Raw genomic sequence first — 20400 nt, 5'->3', positions numbered from 1 at the left:
CTGCCGCTCCCCGCGCGCGCTCCGGTCGGAGCAGCGCGCGGGTTCGCGAGGATGGACCGCCGTGCCCCCGTCCGGGGCGCGGGGACGACGAAGGAGCGAACGACGCATGGTCGACACGACGGCTGCCGCCACCGGCGAGCGGCGCCCCGAGCGGCTGGAGCTGCGGGTCCCGACCTCGCCCACCCAGCTGCCCGCGGTGCGCGCGATGGCCGGGGACCTCGCGATGCGGATGGACTTCGACCTGGATGCGGTCGAGGACCTCCGCCTGGCCGTCGACGAGGCCTGCGCGACGCTGTCCTCGGTCGCCCTGGGCGACGCCCCGCTGACGGTGGTCTTCGAGGCCTTCCGCGAGGGCCTGCGCATCGACGCCTGGGTGCCCACCGAGTCCGGTGTCGACGTGCCGCGCGACGGTTTCGGCTGGGCGGTGCTGCACACCCTGGTCGACACCGTGGAAGCCGGCCCCAGCACCCAGGCCACCGTCGTGGCCGGTGACGGCTCGAGCACGCCGGTGGCCCGCATCGCCCTGGTGAAGAAGCTGCGCCAGTTCGCGTCGGTCGCACTGTGACCCGGTCGGCTGCCACGGACGTTCCGGCCGCCGACGACGCCGTCCTCGACCAGCGTGGGCCGCTCCGGCCCCGCACCCCCGCCACCGCTGAGGCCGGGGTCCCGACCCCACCGGCTCCTGCGGGCGCTGCCACGGAGACGACCGAGATGACCACCGAGTCCACCGACACCGCACCCGAGATCCCCGCGGTGACCGACACCTCGCCGGACCTGCCTGCCGTTCTCGACACCTCCCCGGAGATCCCAGCGGTCACCGACACCTCGCCCGAGCTGCCCGCGGTCACCGCCGACGTCCCCGCCGTCCCGCTGTCGGAGAACCGCAGCCGGGCCGAGCGCACCGCGCCGCTGTTCGTCGAGCTGGCCGCCCTGGAGAAGGGCGACCCCCGCCGGGAGCGGCTGCGGGAGATCCTGGTCGAGGAGCACCTGCCCCTCGTCCGGCACTTCGCCCGCCGCTTCAGCAACCGCGGTGAGCCCTTCGACGACCTGCTGCAGGTCGGCACCCTCGGGCTGATCGCCGCGATCGACCGGTTCGACCCCACCCGCGGTGTGGAGTTCCTGTCCTTCGCCGTCCCCACCATCACCGGGGAGATCAAGCGGCACTTCCGCGACCAGGGCTGGTCGGTGCGGGTGCCGCGCCGGCTGCAGGAGCTGCACCTGTCGCTGAATGCCGCGGTGAGCGAGCTGTCCCAGAAGAACGGGCACGCCCCGACCCCGTCGGAGCTGGCCGAGCACCTGGGCATCCCGCGCGCGGAGGTCCTGGAGGGCCTGGCGGTGGCCAACGCCTACCGCAGCAGCTCGCTCGACGAGCGGCTCTCCGGCGAGGAGGACTCCCCCACCCTGGCCGCGACGCTGGGCGAGGAGGACGCCGCACTGGAGGGCGTGGAGTACCGCGAGTCGCTGCAGCCGCTGCTGGCCACCATCCCGGCCCGTGAGCGCCGCATCCTGATCCTGCGGTTCTTCGGCAACATGACCCAGTCGCAGATCGCCGCCGACATCGGCATCTCGCAGATGCACGTGTCCCGGCTGCTCAGCCAGACCCTGGCCAAGCTCCGCGAGGGTCTCCTCAAGGACTGACGAAGGACCCCCGTGCAGGGCGCCGTACGCCAGTGGCCCAGGACCGAGTCGGTCCTGGGCCACTGGCGTACGACGGGTCACTTCTCCGGAACGACCCCGCTGCCGAGCTGCGGGGTGCTGCGGACCTCCTCGGTGGCCTGGGCCAGCGACGGGCGCGGCGGCGCGCCGCTGGGCAGGCCGGGCTCCACGCCGATGCTGGACAGCGAGATCTTCGCCTCGGGCTGCTCCGCGGCCGGCGGCAGGTTCGAGTCGAACCAGGTGCTGGTGTCCAGCGACTGCGCCGGTGCTGCGGCAGGTGCAGCAGCCGCGGCCGGTGCGGTCGCGGGGGCCGCCGTGGCGCCGTTGCCGTTCGGGGCGCGGTCGACGTCCAGCCAGGAGCGGCTCTCCCCGCCGTCCGAGCCACCGAGCCGGCCGAGGCCCTCCAGCGCCTTGCTGAACTCGCTGGGGACGATCCACATCTTGTTCGCGTCGCCCTGGGCGATCTTGGGCAGCGTCTGCAGGTACTGGTAGGCCAGCAGGCCGGAGTCGGGCTTGCCGTCGTGGATGGCCTGGAAGACCGTCTCGATCGACTTCGCCTGGCCCTGCGCCTGCAGGAAGAGCGCGGCCCGCTCACCCTCGGCACGCAGGATCCGGCTCTGCCGCTCGGCCTCGGCGTCGAGGATCGCGGCCTGCTTCTTGCCCTCGGCGTTGAGGATCGCCGCCGCCTTCTGACCCTCGGCGGTCGTGATCGCCGACTGCCGCTGGCCCTCGGCGGTGAGGATGACCGCGCGCTTGTCGCGGTCGGCGCGCATCTGCTTCTCCATCGAGTCCTGGATGGACGCCGGCGGGTCGATCGCCTTGATCTCCACCCGGGCCACGCGCAGGCCCCACGGTCCGGTTGTGCCGTCGAGAACGTCGCGCAGCTGGGAGTTGATGCCGTCCCGGCCGGTGAGCGCGCCCTCCAGGTTCAGCCCACCGACGACGTTGCGCAGCGTGGTGGTGGTCAGCTGCTCCATGCCGGTGATGTAGTTCGCGATCCCGTAGACGGCCAGCCGCGGGTCGGTGACCTGGAAGTACAGGACGGTGTCGATGCCGACCTGCAGGTTGTCGGCGGTGATGACCGGCTGCGGCGGGAAGGAGATGACCTGCTCGCGGAGGTCGATGGTCGCGCGGACGCGGTCGACGAACGGCACGAGCAGGGCGAGGCCGGGTGAGAGGGTGCGGCTGTAGCGGCCGAGCCGCTCGACGACCTTGGCCTGCGCCTGCGGGACGATCGTCACGCTCTTGGCCAGGACGACGATCGCCAGCAGCACGACCACGATCAGTGCGATGAGTGCGGGTTCCACGGTGCTCCTCTGCTCGGAGGTGGTGCGTGCCCCCGATGGTGCACCGTCACCCGCGTCGGCATCACGGCGCGGGCGACGTCATCCGTCCGGGACGGCTCAGGTGTGGCTGACGTAGGCGACCGGGCCCTCGATCTGCACGATCCGCACCTCGGTGCCCACCTCGTAGACCTCGCCGTCGAGCTGCGTGCGCGCCGACCACTCGTCGTGGCCCATCCGCACCTGGCCCGTGGTGGCGTCGACGCGCTGACTGACCACCGCGGTGCGCCCGACGATGGCCTGCACGCCGTCGATCTGCTCGGGCGTGCGGTCGACCAGGTGCCGCTTGGCGACCGGCCGGACGACGGTCAGCAGCCCCACCGAGACCACCACGAAGGCGGCCAGCTGCACCGGCAGGCTGTCGGTCAGCAGCGCCGCGCTCATCCCGCCGAGGGCGCCACCGGCGAACATGAGCAGGACCAGGTCCAGGCTGGCCATCTCGCCGGCGGCGAACAGCCCCGCGGCGATCAACCAGAGCAACCAGGCAGCCACGCTCCGCAGTCTGGCACGCGGAGCCGTGTCCGACCGGTCCGCGCGCACGTCGGCCACCTCACCTGCCCGGGCGCCCACCCCGGGCGCCGGGGCGTCGTAACCTCGACAACCGTGCACGACATCGCCGCCGGCCGCTTCGCCGTCTGGGCCACCGCCTGGCTCACTGGACGCACCTCCTACGACGAGGCGCTCGACGCTCTGGTGGGGACCACCGGCCACCGCGTCGTCGGGCTGCCCGGCACCGAGGAGGCCGTGCCGCTGGGCTGGGCGCTGAGCGCGCTGCGCGGGCTGGGTGAGCAACGGCTGCGGCTGGTGCTGCCCGTGCCCGGCGACATCCGGGGCGTCCCGGCGCTGCCCCCGCTGGTCGCGCTGGCGCTGGAGTCCGGTCAGGCCGTGGTCGGCACCCGGATCGCGCTGGTCCCCGAGGAGATCGGCCCGGAGGTGGTCTCCTGGACGGCGGTGTCCCTGGACGGCGCCCCGCCTGCGGCCCCGCCGGTGGAGGGCACCCTGCGCTCGGTGTCCGGCGCCCTGGACCTCGCCGTCGGCGACTCCGCGCGCACGCTGGCCGCGCTGGACCTGGCCCGGTGGAACCCCGAGGTGCCCGCGCTGCTGGCCGGACTGGCGCGCCGGGTGCACGCCGTGGGCCTGCCCGACGACCACGACCAGCTGGCCGCGTCGGTGCTCGGCCGGGCGCAGCGGCTGTCGCAGGTGCTCGACCTGGCGATGGCCGACGCACCCGGCGCCGCAGTCACCCACGCCCAGGCCGCCCGCCGCGACGAGGCGCTGCGCCCGCTGGCCCACGCCGTCCGCGAGGCCACCGTCGCCGCCTACAACTGGGTCCCGCGCCCCTAGCCCGGCCGCACTGCACGCTCTTCGTGTGCAGTGCGCGTGCCACAGCACGTGCGACGCGCACGAAGAGCGTGCAACCAAGAGCGGGCCCCGGCTCAGGTGGCGGCGGCCGCCGGGCGGGCGGACGGGCGCTGGACGAAGCAGCAGTAGGCCGGGCAGTTGGTGCCCAGCCGCGGTTCGCCGCCGGCGCGACGCTCCTCCAGCAGCTCCCGCAGCGAGGTGATGAACGCCGGGTGGGTGCCCGCGGTCGCCGCCCGCGCGAACGCCAGCCCGAGCTCGCCGGCGGTCTCCTCGGCCTCGTTGTCCAGGTCCCAGATGACCTCGAGGTGGTCGCTGATGAAGCCGACCGGGAAGACAACCACGGCCTGCTCGCCGGACTCGGCCAGCGCCCGCAGGTGGTCGTTGACGTCGGGCTCCAGCCACGGCACCGACGGCGGGCCGCTGCGGCTCTGCCACACCAGGTCGAAGGACCGGCCCGGCGCCGCAGCGTCGACGACCGCCTGCGCGGCAGCCGTCAGCTCGGCCTCGTAGGCACCGCCCTGCGGCCCGGCCACCGCGGCCATCGCGTTCGGGATGCTGTGCGCGGTGGCGACCAGCCGGGCGCCGTCCCGCAGCTCGGCGGGCAGCGAGGCGATGGCGGCGGCCAGCGCGTCTGCGTTGGCCTGCACGAAGCCCGGTGCGTCGAAGTAGTGCGGCAGCTTCTCCGCCGTGGGCCCGGCCGGACCGGTGGGGTCGGACTCCAGCGCGACCCGAGCCCGGGCGACGTCCTCGTGGTACTGCCGGCACCCGGAGAAGGAGGCGTAGGCCGAGGTGGCCAGCACGTAGGCGTGCTCGATGCCGTCCTCGGCCATCTGCCGCCAGGCGTCCTCGACGTAGGGCGCCCAGTTGCGGTTGCCCCAGTAGACCGGCATGTCGACGCCGGCGGTCGCGAGGTCGGCCTCCAGGGCGCTGATCAGCGCCTTGTTCTGCTCGTTGATCGGGCTCACGCCACCGAAGTGGTGGTAGTGCTCGGCGACGGCCTCCAGACGCTCGGGCGGGATGCCGCGGCCGCGGGTGACGTTGAGCAGGAACGGCATGACGTCGTCGTGGCCCTCGGGCCCGCCGAAGCCGAGCACCAACAGCGCCTCACGCCGGCCGGCAGGGGCCGGGTCGGACGAGGGGGCGACGCCGCCGTTGTTGCGGACCGCCAGCGAGGAGTCCGCGTTCGGCTCCTGCCCGGCCGGGGTGATCGAGACGCCGTCGGGCAGCGGGTGCTGCGGGCGGGCGTCGACCGGGGCGGCGGTCACACGCCCGTCCTGTGGCTCTGCCATCACACGCCCGTCCCGTGGCTCTGCCATCACACGCCCACAGCGTGGAAGCCGCCGTCGACGTGCACGATCTCGCCGGTGGTGGCCGGGAACCAGTCGCTCAGCAGCGCGGCGACGGCCTTGCCGGCGGGTTCGGTGTCGGTGACCGACCAGCCCAGTGGCGCGCGGCCCTCCCAGGCCTCCTCGAACTGGTTGCTGCCCGGGATCGACTTCATGGCCATGGTGCGCAGCGGGCCGGCGGCGACGAGGTTGACCCGCACGCCCTCCGGGCCGAGCTCCCGGGCGAGGTAACGGGAGGTCGACTCCAGCGCCGCCTTGGCCGCGCCCATCCAGCCGTAGACCGGCCAGGCGACGGTCGCGTCGAAGGTCAGCCCGACCACCGCGGCGGTGTCGCCGAACAGCGGGCGGCAGGCCTGGGTGAGGCTGGCCAGCGACCAGGTGGAGACCTGGAAGGCCGTCGCCGCGTGCTCCCAGGCGACCTCGGTGAACCCGTCGCCCATGGCCTCCTGCGGCGCGAAGCCGATCGAGTGCACGACGCCGTCCAGCCGGGCGTCGGCGCCGAGGTGCTCGCGCAGCCGGTCGGCCAGCGTGGCCAGGTGCTCGGTGTTCGTCACGTCCAGCTCGACCACCGCTGCTTCCTGCGGCAGCCGCTTGGCGATCCGCTGGCACAGCGACAGCGCCCGGCCGAAGTTCGACAGGACGACGGTCGCGCCCTGCTCCTGGGCGATCTTCGCCGCCGAGAACGCGATCGAGGCCTCGGTCAGCACGCCTGCGACCAGGATGGTCTTGCCCTCGAGGATTCCGTTGCCAGTGGTCATGTCTAGTGCCCCATCCCCAGTCCGCCGTCGACCGGGACGACGGCCCCGGTGATGTAACCCGCCTGCTCGCCCGCCAGGAAGCGGACGACGCCGGCGATCTCGTCTGCCCCGGCGAGCCGCCCCAGCGGCACCTGCCCGAGGATCTCCTGCTGCCGCTTCTCGGACAGCTCGGCGGTCATGTCGGTCGACACGAACCCCGGCGCCACCACGTTGGCGGTGATGTTCCGGCTGCCGAGCTCGCGGGCGATCGACCGCGCCAGCCCGACCAGGCCGGACTTGCTGGCCGCGTAGTTGACCTGCCCGGCCGAGCCCAGCAGCCCGACCACCGAGCTGATGAAGATCATCCGGCCCGCCCGGGCGCGCACCATCTTCGGCGCCGCGCGCTTGGCGACCCGGAAGGCGGCGGTCAGGTTGGCGTCGACGACGTCGGTGAAGGCGTCCTCGCCCATCCGCAGCAGCAGCCCGTCGCGGGTGATGCCCGCGTTGCTGACCAGCACCTCGACCGGGCCCTGGTGCTCCTCGACCTCGGTGAACGCGCGGTCGACGGCCGCCGAGTCGGTGACGTCGCACTCCACGCCGAACAGCCCGTCGGGGGCGCCGCTGCCGCGGTGGGTCACCGCCACGGAGTCACCCGCCTCGGCGAACGAGCGGGCGATGGCCAGCCCGATCCCCCGGTTCCCACCGGTCACCAGCACCGACCTGCCCACTCAGCCCACCTCGCCACTCGCCCGGGTACAACCGTCCATGAACCTAGTCGGTGGCCCGACGGCGCACGCCCGCGCGGTCGGCGTCCGGCCGCCGCACACTGGTGCCGTGTCCCCTCCCCCCGCCCCGGCGCGCGGACTGGTCCGGCTGCTGAACACCGCCGACGGACGCGCGCTGTGCCTGGCCGGCGCCGTGGACGCCGGTGCCGTGGCGGCGTTCCGGGAGCGCTACGGCGCCGAGCCCGCGCGGATCGAGGTGCTCGACGCGCGCTCGGTCACCTCGCTGAGCGGTGCCGCCCTGGAGCTGGTGCGCGACCACCTGGACGTCGCCGCGCTGGGTGGGCGCAGCGTGCAGGTACGCCGCTCCCCCGCGGTCGACCGGCTGTTCCCGACCGACTGACCGGGTGCCCGGCCGCGATCAGCTCGCCCCCGCGCGCCGCGTCGTCGCGGAACGGGAACGGACGTCCCAGTAGCCTCCCGCTGACGCAGGCCGTCCGGACCGGCCCGGACCACCCCGCGCGGCAGAGAGGGCGGTGGTCCGGTGCACGGCAGGTCCCGGGTGTTCCTGGTGACGCTGGTGGTCCTGGGCGTCGCAGCCGTCGCGGTGGAGCTGGTCCGCGCCGGTCCGGCACTGGTGCGGTCCCCGGCCACGTGGGCCGTCACCACCGCGGTCGTGACGCTGCTGCTGTTCTCCCCGGTGACCATCGGGCGCCGGGACCGGGCCACCCACATGACCTTCGGCGAGACCGCCGCCGTGCTGGCCTATGCCGTCCTGCCACCGGCCGCCGCCGCGCTGTCCGCCGGGGTCGCGGCGGCGGTGCTGATCGGGTCGCTGCGCACCAGCGCGGTCAACCGGCTGTTCAACGGCGCCTCGACGCTCACCGCCGGGGCGGCCGGCGCCCTGACCGCCGCGACACTGGCAGACCAGGGCGCTCCGCGTCTGGTGGCGGCCGCTGTCGCGGCCGTGGTGTTCGGCACCGTGAGCCACCTGCAGGTGGTCACCGTGCTCAGCCTCGGCAGGGGGCGGCTGGTCGCCGGGTTCGCCAGCGGGCTCCGCCAGCTCGTCGTGGTGGAGACCGCGGGCGTGGTCCTCGGGCTGCTGCTGGCACCGCTGGTGCTGCGGGACCCGGTCGGTACGTGGCGCCTGCTCCCGCTGCTGGCCGTCCTCGCCGTGCTCAGCCGCCGGCACACCCGGCTGGCCACCGAACGCGACCTGCTCGACGCACTGGCCGAGGCCACCGCCGAGCTGCACGCCTCGCTGCACCCGGACCGGGTGCTCGACGCCCTGCACGCCCACGCCACCCGGCTGCTGCCGCGCAGCGAGGTGGTGCTGCAGCCGGCCCCGCCGCAACCGCACCAGGTGGGCGAGGTCGTCGAGGACGGCACCCTGTGGCTCGTGGCCCGCACCGGCGTCGCCCAGGTCGGCGTGCCCGCCGAACACCGCGTCCTGCAGGGGCTCTCGGCCGCGGCGCGGCGGGCCCTGGACAACGCGCGCCTGCACCGCCAGGTGGAGGAGCAGGCACTCACCGACGCGCTGACCGGCCTGCCCAACCGGGCCGCCCTGGTGCGGCACCTGGAACGGGAGCTGGCCCGGACCCACCGGCACGGGAGCCGGCTGGGGCTGGTCTTCCTGGACCTCGACGGGTTCAAGGCGGTCAACGACGTCCACGGGCACGAGGCCGGGGACGCGCTGCTGGCCGAGCTCGCCGGGCTGCTGCGCGCGGCCGTGCGCACCGAGGACCTCGTCGCCCGGCTGGCCGGCGACGAGTTCTGCGTCGTGCTGGACGGCACGGCCGACCGCGCGCAGGCGGCCGCGGTGGCCGAGGAGCTGCGTGACCGGCTGGAGCGGGGCCTGGGCGGACACGGCGTCGGCGTCAGCCTGGGCCTCGCCCTCGGACCCGAGGACGGCGACGACCCCGCCGCCCTGCTGCGCGCGGCGGACGCGGCGATGTACACCGACAAGGTCGCGCGGTCCCGGGCCCGGGGGCGGGCAGCCGCCGAGGGCACCTGACCTCCGGCCCTGCCCGAGCCACCCGCCACGCCCCGTCATCGGCGCCACTCACCCGTCCGGTGCCTCCCTGTCCCCCACCAGCGTGACGCTGCGTGACCGCAGCTCGGTCGGTCTCTACGGTCGGTGACGATCGCTCGAGGACGCGGCCGGCGCTGTCCCCCTCCCGCGCGGTCTCCCGATGACCGTGGGCGGCTCGTGCCGCAGGAGAAGAGGTGTGCCCGATGCGAACAGGTGGAGCACGGCGAGGTGCAGTCGGACTGGGGGCCGCGCTGACCCTGGGGACGCTGCTGTCGGGGTGCCAGCTGCCCGACGTCGGCATGAGCCCGGGGCTCTCGGACGCGGCGGCGGAGACCTCCGCCGCTCCGGCGACGACAGCAGCGACGGCGCCCAGCCTCGCGCCGGTCGCCGAGGAGGCCCCGGTCACCCCGGTGCGCACCGCCGGCGACCTGGACACCGGGTCGGTGACCCACACGGTGGCCACCGGCGACCGCGACGTCGTCATCGACTGGTGGACCGACCAGGAGGCCGTCTCCTGGACCGCCGCCGACGTCAAGACCGTCCAGCTCGCCGCGCACGTCGAGGGCGGCCCGGCGCGCCAGGCCGTGAAGGTCACCCGCTTCGCGGCCACCGCCGACGACGGCACGACCCGCACCACGATCACCGAGGACCGCGGCGAGTTCGTGCTCACCCCGCCCTTCGACTACACCAGCGCGCTCAACGTGGCGCCCTCGGCGGCCACCGCCACCGAGCTCACCGTCTACGTGCAGTTCGACCTGCTCGTCGAGACCGCCATCGGCTCGGGCGAGTACTTCCGACAGACCGTCCAGGACAGCATCGAGCTGCCCCTCCTGCAGGAGACCTCATGACCGAGCTCGTCGTCCCGGGCATGCGCCGGGCCACCGACCGCATCCAGCTGCTGGCCCGGGGCACCGTGGTGCCGCCGGACATCTCCTCCCTCGTCCCCGACGAGTGGGCCGACCAGCGGACGGGCAGCGAGCGGCGCACCGCGACCATCAGCTGCATCATCCCGGCCTACAACGAGGAGGGGACGATCGCCGCCGTCCTCACCTCGCTGCTGGCGCAGACCCGGCTCCCCGACGTCATCCACGTGATCATCAACAACACCGACGACGACACCCCGGAGATCGCCCGCAGCTTCGAGGGCGCGCACGAGCGGGTCGTCAAGGGCGAGCTGTTCCGCACCGTCGTGCACGTGCACGACATCGGGGAGAACCCGGACAAGAAGGTCGGCGCCCTCAACATCGGCTACCACCTCAGCCGCGGGTACGACTACATCCTCGGCGTGGACGGCGACACCACCCTGGACCGCCGCTGCGTCGAGTGGCTGGAGAAGGAGATGGTGACCGACCCCCGCATCGGCGGGCTGTCGGCCGTCTACAGCTTCGACAAGACCAAGGTCCACGGGGGCATGGCCCGCTTCCTGCTGGCCGGCCAGCGCGCCCAGTTCGCCGGGTTCAACATGGACAACCTGGTCCGCGGCCGGAACATGGCCGTCCTCGGCGGGCAGTGCAGCCTCTTCAGCGTCCGCGCGCTGGAGACGGTCATGTACCGCCACCACCAGTCCTCCCCGTGGGTGCGCGACTCGGAGGTCGAGGACTCCAAGCTCTCGCTGCAGATCAAGGACGCCGGGTTCAACACCAAGATCAGCGCCCGGGCCCGCGCCTACGTGGGCCCGATGACCGACCTGCGCTCGCTGCACGGCCAGCAGGTCAAGTGGAACTTCGGCGGCATCGACCTGCTGTGGCCGGGCCAGCGCGGGGACAACAAGGGCCAGCCGCTGCACCCGAACCTGCGCCTGCGCTGGTACGAGAACATCTCGATGCTCTTCAACATCAGCACCCGGATGGCGTTCGCGCTGCTGCTGGCCGCCGCGCTGTCGATCGACGCGTTCGTGTTCAACCCGGTGTGGCTGATCCCGCCGGCGGTGGCGACCCTGCTGAACCTGCGGATCGCGGCGTCGATGCACGACAAGAGCGCCTCGGACATCCTGTACGCCCTGCTCATGGCCCCGGCCGAGCTCTACATGTGGATCCGGATGGGCCACTTCGTCACCGCCTGGGTGCAGTTCCTGGCCCGGGTGGAGAAGGACAACTGGGCCGCCCAGGCAGCCGCCGAGCGCGGACGCGGCTCGGCCTACGTGATGCCGGCGCTGTGCGCGGTCGCCACGTTCACGGTGCTGATCTTCGCCTGGAGCCAGCAGAGCGTCGGCGTCCAGTCGGCCATCCTGTCGATCGGCTGGCCGGTGCTGTACCTGGTCACCGTGCTGCAGACGCTCTTCATGATCAAGAAGCTCGTCCGCCGGCAGCGCGGCTTCACCGTCTGACGGACCCCGCCGTCCCCGGACCCCGCTGCCCCTCGGGGCGGCGGGGTCCTCGCGTCACAGCAGCCGGTTGGTCCACAGCAGCGAGGCGACGATGCCGAGGAAGGCGAAGAGCAGGCCGCCGCGGACGAACCACGGGCTGATGTCCTGGGCCTCGGTCGTGTAGCCGATCTGGCTGCCGAGGTCCTCGTACACCTGCTCCAGCTCCGCGGCGCTCGCCGCCTCGCTGTAGCTGCCGCCGGTCTCGTCGGCGATGTCCTCCAGCGTCGACCGGTCGACGGGCACCGGGAAGCGCTCGCCGTTGAGGTCCAGCACGCCGTAGTCGGTGCCGAAGGCGATCGTCGACACCGGCACCTGAGCGGCCACCGCCGCCTCGACCGCCTGGGTCGTCTCCCGGCCCACCGTGTTGTAGCCGTCGGACAGCAGCACCACCCGGGCCGGCGGCACCTCCTCGCCACCGGTCTGCAGCGTCGACTGGAAGTTCGTCACCGTCGTCAGGGAGGTGAACACCGCCTCGCCGATCGCGGTGGCCTCGGCCAGCTGCAGGTTGTCGATCGCGGTGCGCACCTGGTCGCGGTCGGTGGTCGGGGTGACCAGCGTGGTCGCCGTCCCGGCGAAGGAGACCAGGCCCAGGTTGATCCGGGCGGGCAGGACGTCGACGAACTGCTTGGCCGCCACCTGCATGGCCTGGAAGCGGTCGGGCTCGATGTCGGTGGCCCGCATGGACAGCGAGACGTCGACGGTCATGACCACCGTCGCCCGTTCCCGCGGCACCCGGACCTCGGTGCTGGGCACGGCGAGGGAGGTCACCAGCACCGCCAGGCCCGCGGCCACCAGGCCGAAGGCCACGTGCCGGCGCCACCCGGCACGCCTGGGCACCAGCGAGCCGAGCAGCGCGACGTTGGTGAAGCGCGCGGCGTACTTCGCGCGGCGCAGCTGCAGCACCACGTACAGCGCCACCAGCGCCACGACGGCGAGCAGCGCCACCAGCCACCACGGGGACTGGAAGGTCATCGGGAGGCTCCTCCGTTGCCGGCACGCCGGCGGTGGGCGACGTAGGCGACGACGTCGGCCATCCAGTCGCGGTCGGTCTGCAGCCGCAGGTGCCCCGCACCCGCCCGGCGCAGGGCGGCGGCGATCTCCGCCCGCTGGGCGGCGGCGCCCTCGGCGAAGCGGCGGCGCACGTCGGCGTTGCCGGTGGGCACCTCGAGGGTCTGCCCGCTCTCCGGGTCCACGACGGTGAGCAGGCCGACGTCGGTGAGCTCGAGCTCGCGCGGGTCGACGACCTCGATGGCCAGCAGCTCGTGCCGGGCCGACAGCCCCCGCAGCGGGCGCTCCCAGTCCAGGTCGCCGAGGAAGTCCGAGATCACCACGACCAGCCCGCGGCGGCGGGGCGGGCGGCGCAGCGAGTCGATCGCGGCGGCCAGGTCACCGCGGCGTCCGCTCCCCGCCCGCGGGGTGTCGACGACGGAGCGCAGCAGCCGGTCGACGGCCAGCCGGCCGGGCACCGCCGGGTACCGGTCGACCCGCTCGCCGGTGGTCACCACGGCGCCGAGCCGGTTGCCGCCGCGGACGGTGAGGTGGCCGACCGCGGCCAGGCCGGCGATGGCCAGGTCGCGCTTCTCCGAGTCCGCGGTGCCGAAGTCCAGGCTCGCGGAGAGGTCCAGGACCACCCAGGTCTCCAGCTCGCGGTCGGCCACGGTCTCCCGCACGTGCGGTGACTGGGTGCGCGCGGTCACCGCCCAGTCCATCCGGCGCACGTCGTCGCCGGGGTGGTACGTGCGGGCGTCGCCGGCCTCGCTGCCGGAGCCCGGCACCAGGCCCAGGTGGTCGCCCTGCAGCAACCCGTCCAGGCGGCGCCGGACGGTCAGCTCCAGCCGGCGCAGCAGCACCGCCGAGGAGCTCCCCGACCCGAAGTGCGGCGGGGCGCCGCCGGTGCCGCCCGGCGCCCCCGCCGGGCTGGGTCCGGTCATCCCGGCTGCGGGCCCGAGCCGGCGTCGGGACGGCCGCCCTGCGGCGGCGGGCCCTGCTGGAACGGCGCCTGCTGGAAAGGCGCCTGCTGGAACGGGGCCTGCTGGTACTGCGGCTGCCCGCCCTGCCCTGCCGCGGGACCCTGGCCGTCGGACCAGCCCTGCGGCGCGCCCTGCCCGTTCGAGGTGGCGTGCGCGCCGGCGGGCACCGGCTGCGGCGGGCCGTACTGCCCACCGGGGCCGGGCACCATCGGACCGCCGGGGCCCGCGGGGCCGAAGCCGTTGGCGCGCTGCCGCGGGGTGACCTGCGGCAGCGGGACGCTCTGCAGCACCCGCTTGACGATGTGGTCGGCGGGCACGCCGTCGGCCAGCGCGTCGTAGGAGAGCACGAGTCGGTGCCGCAGCACGTCGGCGGTCACGTCCAGCACGTCCTGGGGCAGCACGTAGTCGCGGCCGCGGATCAGCGCGAGCGCCCGGCTGGCGGCGATCAGGCCCAGCGAGGCGCGCGGGCTGGCGCCGTAGGAGACCCAGTTGGCCACGTCGGGCATGCCGTGCTCGGTGGGCGTCCGGGTCGCCACCACGAGCCGGACGACGTAGTCGACCAGTGCGTGGTGGACGAAGACCTGCGAGGCGGTGCGCTGCAGCCGGCGGACGTCGTCCGGGCCGAGGACCGTCTGCGGCGTCGGCGGGGTCTGCCCCATCCGGTAGATGATCTCCCGCTCCTCCTCCGGGCTCGGGTAGTCCACGAGCACCTTGAGCAGGAAGCGGTCGCGCTGGGCCTCCGGCAGCGGGTAGACGCCCTCGTTCTCGATCGGGTTCTGGGTGGCGAGCACCAGGAACGGGTCGGGCAGCTTGTGGGTGACGCCGCCGATGGAGACCTGCCGCTCGGCCATGACCTCCAGCAGCGCCGACTGCACCTTGGCCGGCGCGCGGTTGATCTCGTCGGCGAGCACGAAGTTGGCGAACACCGGGCCCAGCTCGGTGTCGAAGGCGTCCTGGCCGGCCTTGTAGATACGGGTGCCGATGATGTCGGCCGGCACCAGGTCGGGGGTGAACTGCAGGCGGGCGAAGTGCCCGCCGACGACGCGGGCGAGGGTCTCCACCGCGAGGGTCTTGGCCACCCCGGGCACGCCCTCGAGGAGCACGTGGCCGCGGGCCAGCAGGCCGACCAGCATCCGTTCCACGAGCCGGTCCTGACCGACGATGACCCGCTTGATCTCGAACAGCGCGCGCTCGAGCTGGGCGGCGTCCACCGACGGCGGGACGGGCTGTTCGGGGACGGACTGGCTCGCGGCAGCGGTCACCGTCCCAGTCTCCACCACCCGGCTGTGCGGGCCACCGGCGCGGCGTGGGGAAAGGCGTGGGTCGGCGTCGCGAGAGCTGCCCACGCACGGCCGGGGCTGCTAGCCTCGCCAGTGCGTCGGGCAGCTCCCCCCGTGGCTGCCCGACGCCCCACCACCGGCTCTCCCGGCCCCCTGCAGGGTCCCGCCACGAGCCTGCGAGCGGTGGGGCAGATGGTCTCTCCTCAGCCGGTGGGTCGCACTGCACCGAAGTAGTCGCTGCCGAACCACATGGTGCTGACCTTCACCACGTCGTTGCTCTGCGGCGCCTGGACCACCTGGTTGCCGCCGATGTAGAGCGCCACGTGGTAGATCGACGTGTAGTCGTTCCCGGTGCCCCAGAACACGAGGTCGCCGGGCTGGAGGTCGGCCCGGGCGACGGTGCGGTCGCGGAAGCGCCAGTACTGGTCGCGGCTGGTGCCGCCGATGGCGACCCCGGCCTGTGCGTAGGCGTACTGGGTCAGGCCGGAGCAGTCGAAGCCCCAGATGCTGGTGTCCGGCGAGATCCCGAAGCCGGGCCCGTTGCTGCCGCCACCGCCCCAGGAGTACGGCAGGCCCAGCTGGGTGCGGGCCGCGGCGATCGCCCGCTGCACGGCCGACCCGGACGGCGCGTCGGCGGTGGTCCCCCCGGGCTTCGGCGCGACGGGGACCTTGACCGGCGTCGTGACCGGCGCCGGAGCGGGGGCGGGGGCCGGGGCAGGAGCAGGCGCGGCGTTGCCTCCTGCAGCCGGGGCACCGGCGGCGGGGACCCGGGACGGCGTGCTGCTGGGGGCTGCGGCCGCCGGCGTGCCGGCGGACCCGGCGGCCGGTGCCGCGGCGGTCGTGCGGCGCGGTGCGGCCGGCGGCGGGGCTGCCGCGGCCTGGGCCGCCGCGTACTCCTCCGCGGCCTTGCGGGCACCGGCCAGGCCGAACGCGACCTGCTGCGCCTCCGCGAGCCGGCCTTCCAGCTGCTCCTGCTGGTCGGCCAGGGCGGCGGCCTGCTCGCGGGCGGCGACCTTCTGCTCCTGCGCGGTGGCCAGCAGCGCCGCCGCCTCGGTCTTGAGCGCCTCGGCCGCGCCGAGGGTCGCCTGCGCGGTCTGCTCGGCGGCGGTGGCCTGCTGCTCGAGCACCGTGAACTCGGCGACGACGTCGGTGCGGTGCTCGCCGGCGGCGTCGAGCAGGGCGGCCCGCTCGATCAGCTCGGCCGGACCGCCGGAGGTCATCAGCGCCAGTGCACCGCCGGCGGTGCTGCCCTGGATGTAGCTGTCCCGGGCGAAGGCGGCGACCGCGTCCCGCCCGCCCTGGAGCTGGACGTCGGCCGCGGCGGCAGCAGCGGCCGCGGCCTCGGCCGCCGTCCGCGCCTCGTCCTGGGCGACCTGCTTCTCCTCGTAGTCCTGCAGGGCGATGTCGGCCTGCGCGGCGGCACCGGCGGCCGCGGACTGCGCCTGGGCCAGGGCGGCGGTGATCTGTCCGACCTCCGCGGCGGCGGCGGCCTTCGCCTGCTCCGCGGCGCTGATCTGCTGGTCGCTGGGGTTTACCGGCGCGGCCCCCGCCGTGCCCGGTGCGACGACCAGGCAGGCCGCCGTCACCGTCCCGGCGGCCAGTGCCCGCTGCAGCCAGCGGCCTCCCGTCCGGCGTCCCGTCCCTGCCTGTGTGCCCACGCGTGCCCGCACTGCCTGCTCCTCCGTTGCCCGGCGCCAGGTGCTCGGCGGCGCCGGTCTCGACCAGTCCCGGCACACCCGTGCCGGGTGTGCTCTCCCGGGCCCATCGACCGGACGGGCGGGGCAGCGGAGGGCTGGGGCGGTCGCCTCCCCCGTCGGGGTGAGGCCGCGTCGCCTGCGGAGCGTGGCGACTTCGCCCACGGAGGGTGAGGGAAGGGCAGCCTTGGTCCGCACGCGGCCCATCGGGCTGGGATGATCGGGGGTGGCACATCGAGGCGCAGGACGCGCGCAGGACCAGCGAGGGTGAGGCGCAGACAGTGGCAGCCAGCAAGGACAGCTTCGGAGCCCGGTCGACGCTCGACGTCGACGGCACCGAGTACGACATCTTCCGGCTCGACGCGGTGGAGGGCGCTGAGAAGCTGCCCTTCAGCCTCAAGGTCCTGCTGGAGAACCTCCTCCGCACCGAGGACGGCGCGAACATCACCGCCGACCACATCCGTGCGCTTGCGAACTGGGACCCCTCGGCCGAGCCCGACCAGGAGATCCAGTTCACCCCGGCCCGCGTGGTGATGCAGGACTTCACCGGCGTGCCGTGCATCGTCGACCTGGCCACCATGCGCGAGGCCATGGCCGACCTGGGCGGCGACCCGCAGAAGATCAACCCGCTCGCCCCGGCCGAGCTGGTCATCGACCACTCCGTCATCGCCGACGTGTTCGGCACCCCGGACTCGTTCGAGCGCAACGTCGAGATCGAGTACCAGCGCAACGGCGAGCGCTACCAGTTCCTCCGCTGGGGCCAGGGCGCCTTCGACGACTTCAAGGTCGTCCCCCCGGGCACCGGCATCGTCCACCAGGTCAACATCGAGCACCTGGCCCGCGTGGTCTTCCCGCGCAAGGAGGGTGACCGGACGCTGGCCTACCCCGACACCTGCGTGGGCACCGACTCCCACACCACCATGGTCAACGGCCTGGGCGTGCTGGGCTGGGGTGTCGGCGGCATCGAGGCCGAGGCCGCGATGCTCGGCCAGCCCGTGTCGATGCTCATCCCCCGCGTGGTCGGCTTCAAGCTCGCCGGCGAACTGCCCGACGGCGCCACCGCCACCGACCTGGTCCTCACGATCACCGAGATGCTGCGCAAGCACGGCGTGGTCGGGAAGTTCGTCGAGTTCTACGGCGCCGGCGTATCCGCCGTCCCGCTGGCCAACCGGGCCACGATCGGCAACATGAGCCCGGAGTTCGGCTCGACCGCCGCCATGTTCCCGATCGACGGCGAGACGATCCGCTACCTACAGCTGACCGGCCGGTCCGCCGAGCAGATCGCCCTGGTCGAGGCCTACGCCAAGACCCAGGGCATGTGGCACGACGACGACCGCGAGCCGGCGTTCTCCGAGTACCTCGAGCTCGACCTGTCCACCGTGGTGCCGAGCATCGCCGGGCCCAAGCGCCCGCAGGACCGGGTCGCGATGACCGAGGCCAAGGAGGCGTTCCGCGAGGCGCTGCCCACCTACGCCCCCGACGGCGACAGCGACCCCGACGACGCCGCGGCGGAGACCTCCACGGTCGACGAGGCCGTCGAGGAGACCTTCCCCGCCTCGGACCCGGCCAGCCCGTTCGCCACCGGCAACGGCGACGCCGGCAAGCCGCACGAGGCCGTCACCGGCTCGGACTCCGGCCGCACCCGCAAGCCCACCAAGATCGTCATGGAGGACGGCACCGAGACCGAGGTCGACCACGGCCACGTCGTCATCGCCGCGATCACCTCCTGCACCAACACCTCCAACCCCTCGGTGATGATCGGCGCGGCCCTGCTGGCCAAGAAGGCCGTCGAGGCGGGGCTCTCCACCAAGCCGTGGGTGAAGACGACGCTGGCCCCCGGGTCGAAGGTCGTCACCGACTACTACGAGAAGTCCGGGCTCACCCCCTACCTGGAGAAGCTCGGCTTCTACCTGGTCGGCTACGGCTGCACCACCTGCATCGGCAACTCCGGTCCGCTGCCGGAGCCGGTCAGCCAGGCGGTCAACCACGCCGACCTCGCCGTGGTCTCCGTGCTCTCGGGCAACCGGAACTTCGAGGGCCGGATCAACCCCGACATCAAGATGAACTACCTGGCGTCCCCGCCGCTGGTGATCGCCTACGCGCTCGCCGGCACGATGGACCTGGACCTGACCACCGAGCCGCTGGGCACCGGCACCGACGGCCAGCCGGTCTACCTCAGCGACATCTGGCCCTCGCCGCACGAGGTGCAGCGGGTCATCGACGAGTCGGTCACGGCGGAGATGTTCGCCGACGACTACGCCGACGTCTTCGCCGGCACCCAGCAGTGGCAGGAGCTCCCGACCCCCACCGGCGACACGTTCGAGTGGGACGCCGAGAGCACCTACGTCCGCAAGCCCCCGTACTTCGAGGGCATGCCGGCCGAGCCGGCCCCGGTCACCGACATCACCGGCGCCCGCACGCTGGCGGTGCTCGGCGACTCGGTCACGACCGACCACATCTCGCCGGCCGGTTCCATCAAGGGCGACTCCCCCGCCGGGAAGTACCTGACCGAGCACGGCATCGAGCGCCGCGACTTCAACTCCTACGGGTCCCGTCGCGGCAACCACGAGGTCATGATCCGCGGCACCTTCGCCAACATCCGGCTGCGCAACCAGCTGGTGCCCGGCACCGAGGGTGGCGTCACCAAGAACCACCTGACCGGCGAGACGACCTCGATCTACGACGCCTCGCGCGCCTACATCGACGCCGGCATCCCGCTGGTCGTGCTGGCCGGCAAGGAGTACGGCTCCGGGTCCTCCCGTGACTGGGCGGCCAAGGGGACGGCGCTGCTGGGGGTCAGGTGCGTCATCGCCGAGAGCTACGAGCGCATCCACCGCTCGAACCTGATCGGCATGGGCGTGCTGCCGCTGCAGTACCCCGAGGGCCAGAGCCGGGAGTCCCTCGGCCTGACCGGTGACGAGGAGTTCGAGATCACCGGGGTGACCGCGCTGAACGACGGCACGATCCCCCGCACGGTGAAGGTCACGGCCGGGGACGTCGAGTTCGACGCCCGCGTCCGGATCGACACCCCCGGTGAGGCGAACTACTACCGCAACGGCGGGATCATGCAGTACGTGCTGCGCTCGCTGCGCGGGACCGTCTCCGCCTGATGGACCTGGGTCTGGGCGGTCGCGGCTACCTGCTCACCGGCGCGAGCCGGGGGCTGGGGCTGGCGACCGCCCAGGCACTGGTCACCGACGGGGCCCGGGTGCTGATCAGCTCCCGGGCCGCCTACGGGGTCTCCGAGGCGGTCGAGGCGCTCGGCCCGCTCGCCGCGGGGGTCGCCGCGGACCTCGCCGACCCGGCGGCGGCCGAGATCCTGGTCGCCGAGGCGCTCGCGCAGCTCGGCCGGGTCGACGGGGCGCTGATCTCCGTCGGCGGCCCGGCCCCCGGCTCGGTGCTCGACGTCGGCGAGGACGCCTGGCGGGCCGGCGTGGAGAGCGTGCTGCTCGGGCCGCTGCGGCTGGTCCGGGCGCTGGTGCCGCACCTGTCCGCCGGTGCGGCGATCGGCTTCGTGCTGTCCACCTCGGTGCGCCAGCCCATCGGCGGCCTGGCCGTCTCCAACGGGTTGCGCCCGGGCCTGGCGATGACGGCGAAGGCCCTGGCCGACGAGCTCGGCCCCCGCGGCATCCGGGTCGTCGGGTTGCTGCCCGGCACCATCGCCACCGACCGGATCACCCAGATCGAGGCCGCCTCCGGTGACCCCGCCGCCGCCCGGGCCCGCACCGAGGCCGCCATCCCGCTGGGCCGGGTGGGCCGGCCGGAGGAGTTCGGCCGGGTCGCCGCCTTCGCCCTCTCCCCCGCCGCGTCGTACCTGACCGGGACGATGCTCACCGTCGACGGCGGCAGCACGAGGGCCCTGTAGATGAACTCCGGCCGCCGTTGTGCGCTCA

At 73.9% G+C, this 20400-nt stretch carries 18 protein-coding genes; 9 read left to right on the top strand and 9 right to left on the bottom strand.

Annotation, left to right across the window (positions count from 1 at the left end):
* Nucleotides 1-106: 106 nt before the first annotated feature.
* The gene (locus GCU67_RS02235) at nucleotides 107-565 is read left to right on the top strand and encodes an ATP-binding protein (RefSeq protein ID WP_163609459.1); all 459 of its coding nucleotides are present in this window, start codon (nucleotides 107-109) and stop codon (nucleotides 563-565) included.
* A gap of 146 nt (nucleotides 566-711) precedes the next feature.
* Nucleotides 712-1638 carry an RNA polymerase sigma factor SigF gene (locus GCU67_RS02230; RefSeq protein ID WP_246214470.1) on the top strand — a complete coding sequence of 309 codons (927 nt, stop codon included), beginning with the start codon at nucleotides 712-714 and terminating at the stop codon, nucleotides 1636-1638.
* Between the two features lie 77 nt (nucleotides 1639-1715).
* Here the strand turns inward: GCU67_RS02230 and GCU67_RS02225 are convergent, their stop codons facing one another.
* Both GCU67_RS02225 and GCU67_RS02220 read right to left on the bottom strand, forming a co-directional pair.
* Nucleotides 1716-2963 carry an SPFH domain-containing protein gene (locus tag GCU67_RS02225; RefSeq protein WP_163609458.1) on the bottom strand — a complete coding sequence of 416 codons (1248 nt, stop codon included), beginning with the start codon at nucleotides 2961-2963 and terminating at the stop codon, nucleotides 1716-1718.
* Between the two features lie 96 nt (nucleotides 2964-3059).
* Nucleotides 3060-3491: an NfeD family protein gene (locus tag GCU67_RS02220; protein WP_163609457.1), complete on the bottom strand. Its 432-nt coding sequence runs from the start codon at nucleotides 3489-3491 to the stop codon at nucleotides 3060-3062.
* Between the two features lie 111 nt (nucleotides 3492-3602).
* Here GCU67_RS02220 and GCU67_RS02215 point away from each other — a divergent pair, with 111 nt between their 5' ends.
* A complete protein-coding gene (locus tag GCU67_RS02215) occupies nucleotides 3603-4343 on the top strand; it encodes a hypothetical protein (protein ID WP_163609456.1) in 741 nt (246 codons plus the stop codon).
* A 92-nt stretch (nucleotides 4344-4435) separates the two neighbouring features.
* Here the strand turns inward: GCU67_RS02215 and GCU67_RS02210 are convergent, their stop codons facing one another.
* Genes GCU67_RS02210 through fabG form a run of 3 tightly spaced genes read right to left on the bottom strand, consistent with a single transcriptional unit; the run spans nucleotide 4436 to nucleotide 7172 of the window.
* A complete protein-coding gene (locus GCU67_RS02210) occupies nucleotides 4436-5626 on the bottom strand; it encodes a ferrochelatase (RefSeq protein WP_338104706.1) in 1191 nt (396 codons plus the stop codon).
* A gap of 50 nt (nucleotides 5627-5676) precedes the next feature.
* Complete coding sequence (gene fabI, locus GCU67_RS02205; RefSeq protein WP_163609455.1) at nucleotides 5677-6465, bottom strand: enoyl-ACP reductase FabI; 789 nt, start codon at nucleotides 6463-6465, stop codon at nucleotides 5677-5679.
* A 2-nt stretch (nucleotides 6466-6467) separates the two neighbouring features.
* A complete protein-coding gene (fabG, locus tag GCU67_RS02200; RefSeq protein ID WP_163609454.1) occupies nucleotides 6468-7172 on the bottom strand; it encodes a 3-oxoacyl-ACP reductase FabG in 705 nt (234 codons plus the stop codon).
* A 106-nt stretch (nucleotides 7173-7278) separates the two neighbouring features.
* Between fabG and GCU67_RS02195 the strand changes: the two genes are divergently transcribed.
* The 4 genes from GCU67_RS02195 (at nucleotide 7279) to GCU67_RS02180 (ending at nucleotide 11524) form a co-directional block, all read left to right on the top strand.
* Nucleotides 7279-7569, top strand: a complete 291-nt coding sequence (locus GCU67_RS02195; protein WP_163609453.1) for a hypothetical protein — start codon at nucleotides 7279-7281, stop codon at nucleotides 7567-7569.
* A 141-nt stretch (nucleotides 7570-7710) separates the two neighbouring features.
* Nucleotides 7711-9180: a diguanylate cyclase domain-containing protein gene (locus GCU67_RS02190; RefSeq protein ID WP_163609452.1), complete on the top strand. Its 1470-nt coding sequence runs from the start codon at nucleotides 7711-7713 to the stop codon at nucleotides 9178-9180.
* A gap of 221 nt (nucleotides 9181-9401) precedes the next feature.
* Nucleotides 9402-10046, top strand: a complete 645-nt coding sequence (locus tag GCU67_RS02185) for a hypothetical protein (protein ID WP_163609451.1) — start codon at nucleotides 9402-9404, stop codon at nucleotides 10044-10046.
* On the top strand, nucleotides 10043-11524 hold the full coding sequence (locus GCU67_RS02180; protein WP_163609450.1) for a glycosyltransferase family 2 protein: 1482 nt from the start codon (nucleotides 10043-10045) through the stop codon (nucleotides 11522-11524). Before GCU67_RS02185 ends, GCU67_RS02180 begins: the two co-directional genes overlap by 4 nt.
* A 54-nt stretch (nucleotides 11525-11578) precedes the next feature.
* Here GCU67_RS02180 and GCU67_RS02175 read toward each other — a convergent pair whose 3' ends face one another.
* The 4 genes from GCU67_RS02175 to GCU67_RS21590 all read right to left on the bottom strand — a co-directional run bounded on the left by GCU67_RS02175 (nucleotide 11579) and on the right by GCU67_RS21590 (nucleotide 16471).
* A complete protein-coding gene (locus tag GCU67_RS02175) occupies nucleotides 11579-12535 on the bottom strand; it encodes a VWA domain-containing protein (protein WP_163609449.1) in 957 nt (318 codons plus the stop codon).
* Nucleotides 12532-13494, bottom strand: a complete 963-nt coding sequence (locus tag GCU67_RS02170) for a DUF58 domain-containing protein (RefSeq protein ID WP_163609448.1) — start codon at nucleotides 13492-13494, stop codon at nucleotides 12532-12534. The genes GCU67_RS02175 and GCU67_RS02170 overlap by 4 nt, the downstream gene beginning before the upstream one ends.
* A complete protein-coding gene (locus tag GCU67_RS02165) occupies nucleotides 13491-14795 on the bottom strand; it encodes an AAA family ATPase (protein WP_163609447.1) in 1305 nt (434 codons plus the stop codon). Before GCU67_RS02165 ends, GCU67_RS02170 begins: the two co-directional genes overlap by 4 nt.
* Before the next feature lie 221 nt (nucleotides 14796-15016).
* On the bottom strand, nucleotides 15017-16471 hold the full coding sequence (locus GCU67_RS21590) for a C40 family peptidase (protein WP_338104705.1): 1455 nt from the start codon (nucleotides 16469-16471) through the stop codon (nucleotides 15017-15019).
* A gap of 317 nt (nucleotides 16472-16788) precedes the next feature.
* On the opposite strand from GCU67_RS21590, the gene GCU67_RS02155 reads away from it, so the two are divergent.
* Together GCU67_RS02155 and GCU67_RS02150 are read left to right on the top strand one after the other, a co-directional pair.
* On the top strand, nucleotides 16789-19617 hold the full coding sequence (locus GCU67_RS02155; RefSeq protein WP_163609445.1) for an aconitate hydratase AcnA: 2829 nt from the start codon (nucleotides 16789-16791) through the stop codon (nucleotides 19615-19617).
* The gene (locus tag GCU67_RS02150) at nucleotides 19617-20372 is read left to right on the top strand and encodes an SDR family oxidoreductase (protein ID WP_163609444.1); all 756 of its coding nucleotides are present in this window, start codon (nucleotides 19617-19619) and stop codon (nucleotides 20370-20372) included. The genes GCU67_RS02155 and GCU67_RS02150 overlap by 1 nt, the downstream gene beginning before the upstream one ends.
* The last annotated feature ends 28 nt before the right edge of the window (nucleotides 20373-20400 follow it).

Source organism: Modestobacter muralis (assembly GCF_010682105.1).
Taxonomy (GTDB): domain Bacteria; phylum Actinomycetota; class Actinomycetes; order Mycobacteriales; family Geodermatophilaceae; genus Modestobacter; species Modestobacter muralis.
This window is presented reverse-complemented; position numbering and strand designations above follow the sequence as displayed.

What these genes read in the sequence shown, in the direction of transcription:
- GCU67_RS02180 (WP_163609450.1), top strand. Translation starts at nt 10,043, where the DNA reads ATGACCGAGCTCGTCGTCCCGGGCATGCGCCGGGCCACCGACCGCATC.
- GCU67_RS02175 (WP_163609449.1), bottom strand. Translation starts at nt 12,535, where the DNA reads ATGACCTTCCAGTCCCCGTGGTGGCTGGTGGCGCTGCTCGCCGTCGTG.
- fabI (WP_163609455.1), bottom strand. Translation starts at nt 6,465, where the DNA reads ATGACCACTGGCAACGGAATCCTCGAGGGCAAGACCATCCTGGTCGCA.
- GCU67_RS02230 (WP_246214470.1), top strand. Translation starts at nt 712, where the DNA reads ATGACCACCGAGTCCACCGACACCGCACCCGAGATCCCCGCGGTGACC.
- GCU67_RS02150 (WP_163609444.1), top strand. Translation starts at nt 19,617, where the DNA reads ATGGACCTGGGTCTGGGCGGTCGCGGCTACCTGCTCACCGGCGCGAGC.
- GCU67_RS02185 (WP_163609451.1), top strand. Translation starts at nt 9,402, where the DNA reads ATGCGAACAGGTGGAGCACGGCGAGGTGCAGTCGGACTGGGGGCCGCG.
- GCU67_RS02170 (WP_163609448.1), bottom strand. Translation starts at nt 13,494, where the DNA reads ATGACCGGACCCAGCCCGGCGGGGGCGCCGGGCGGCACCGGCGGCGCC.
- GCU67_RS02235 (WP_163609459.1), top strand. Translation starts at nt 107, where the DNA reads ATGGTCGACACGACGGCTGCCGCCACCGGCGAGCGGCGCCCCGAGCGG.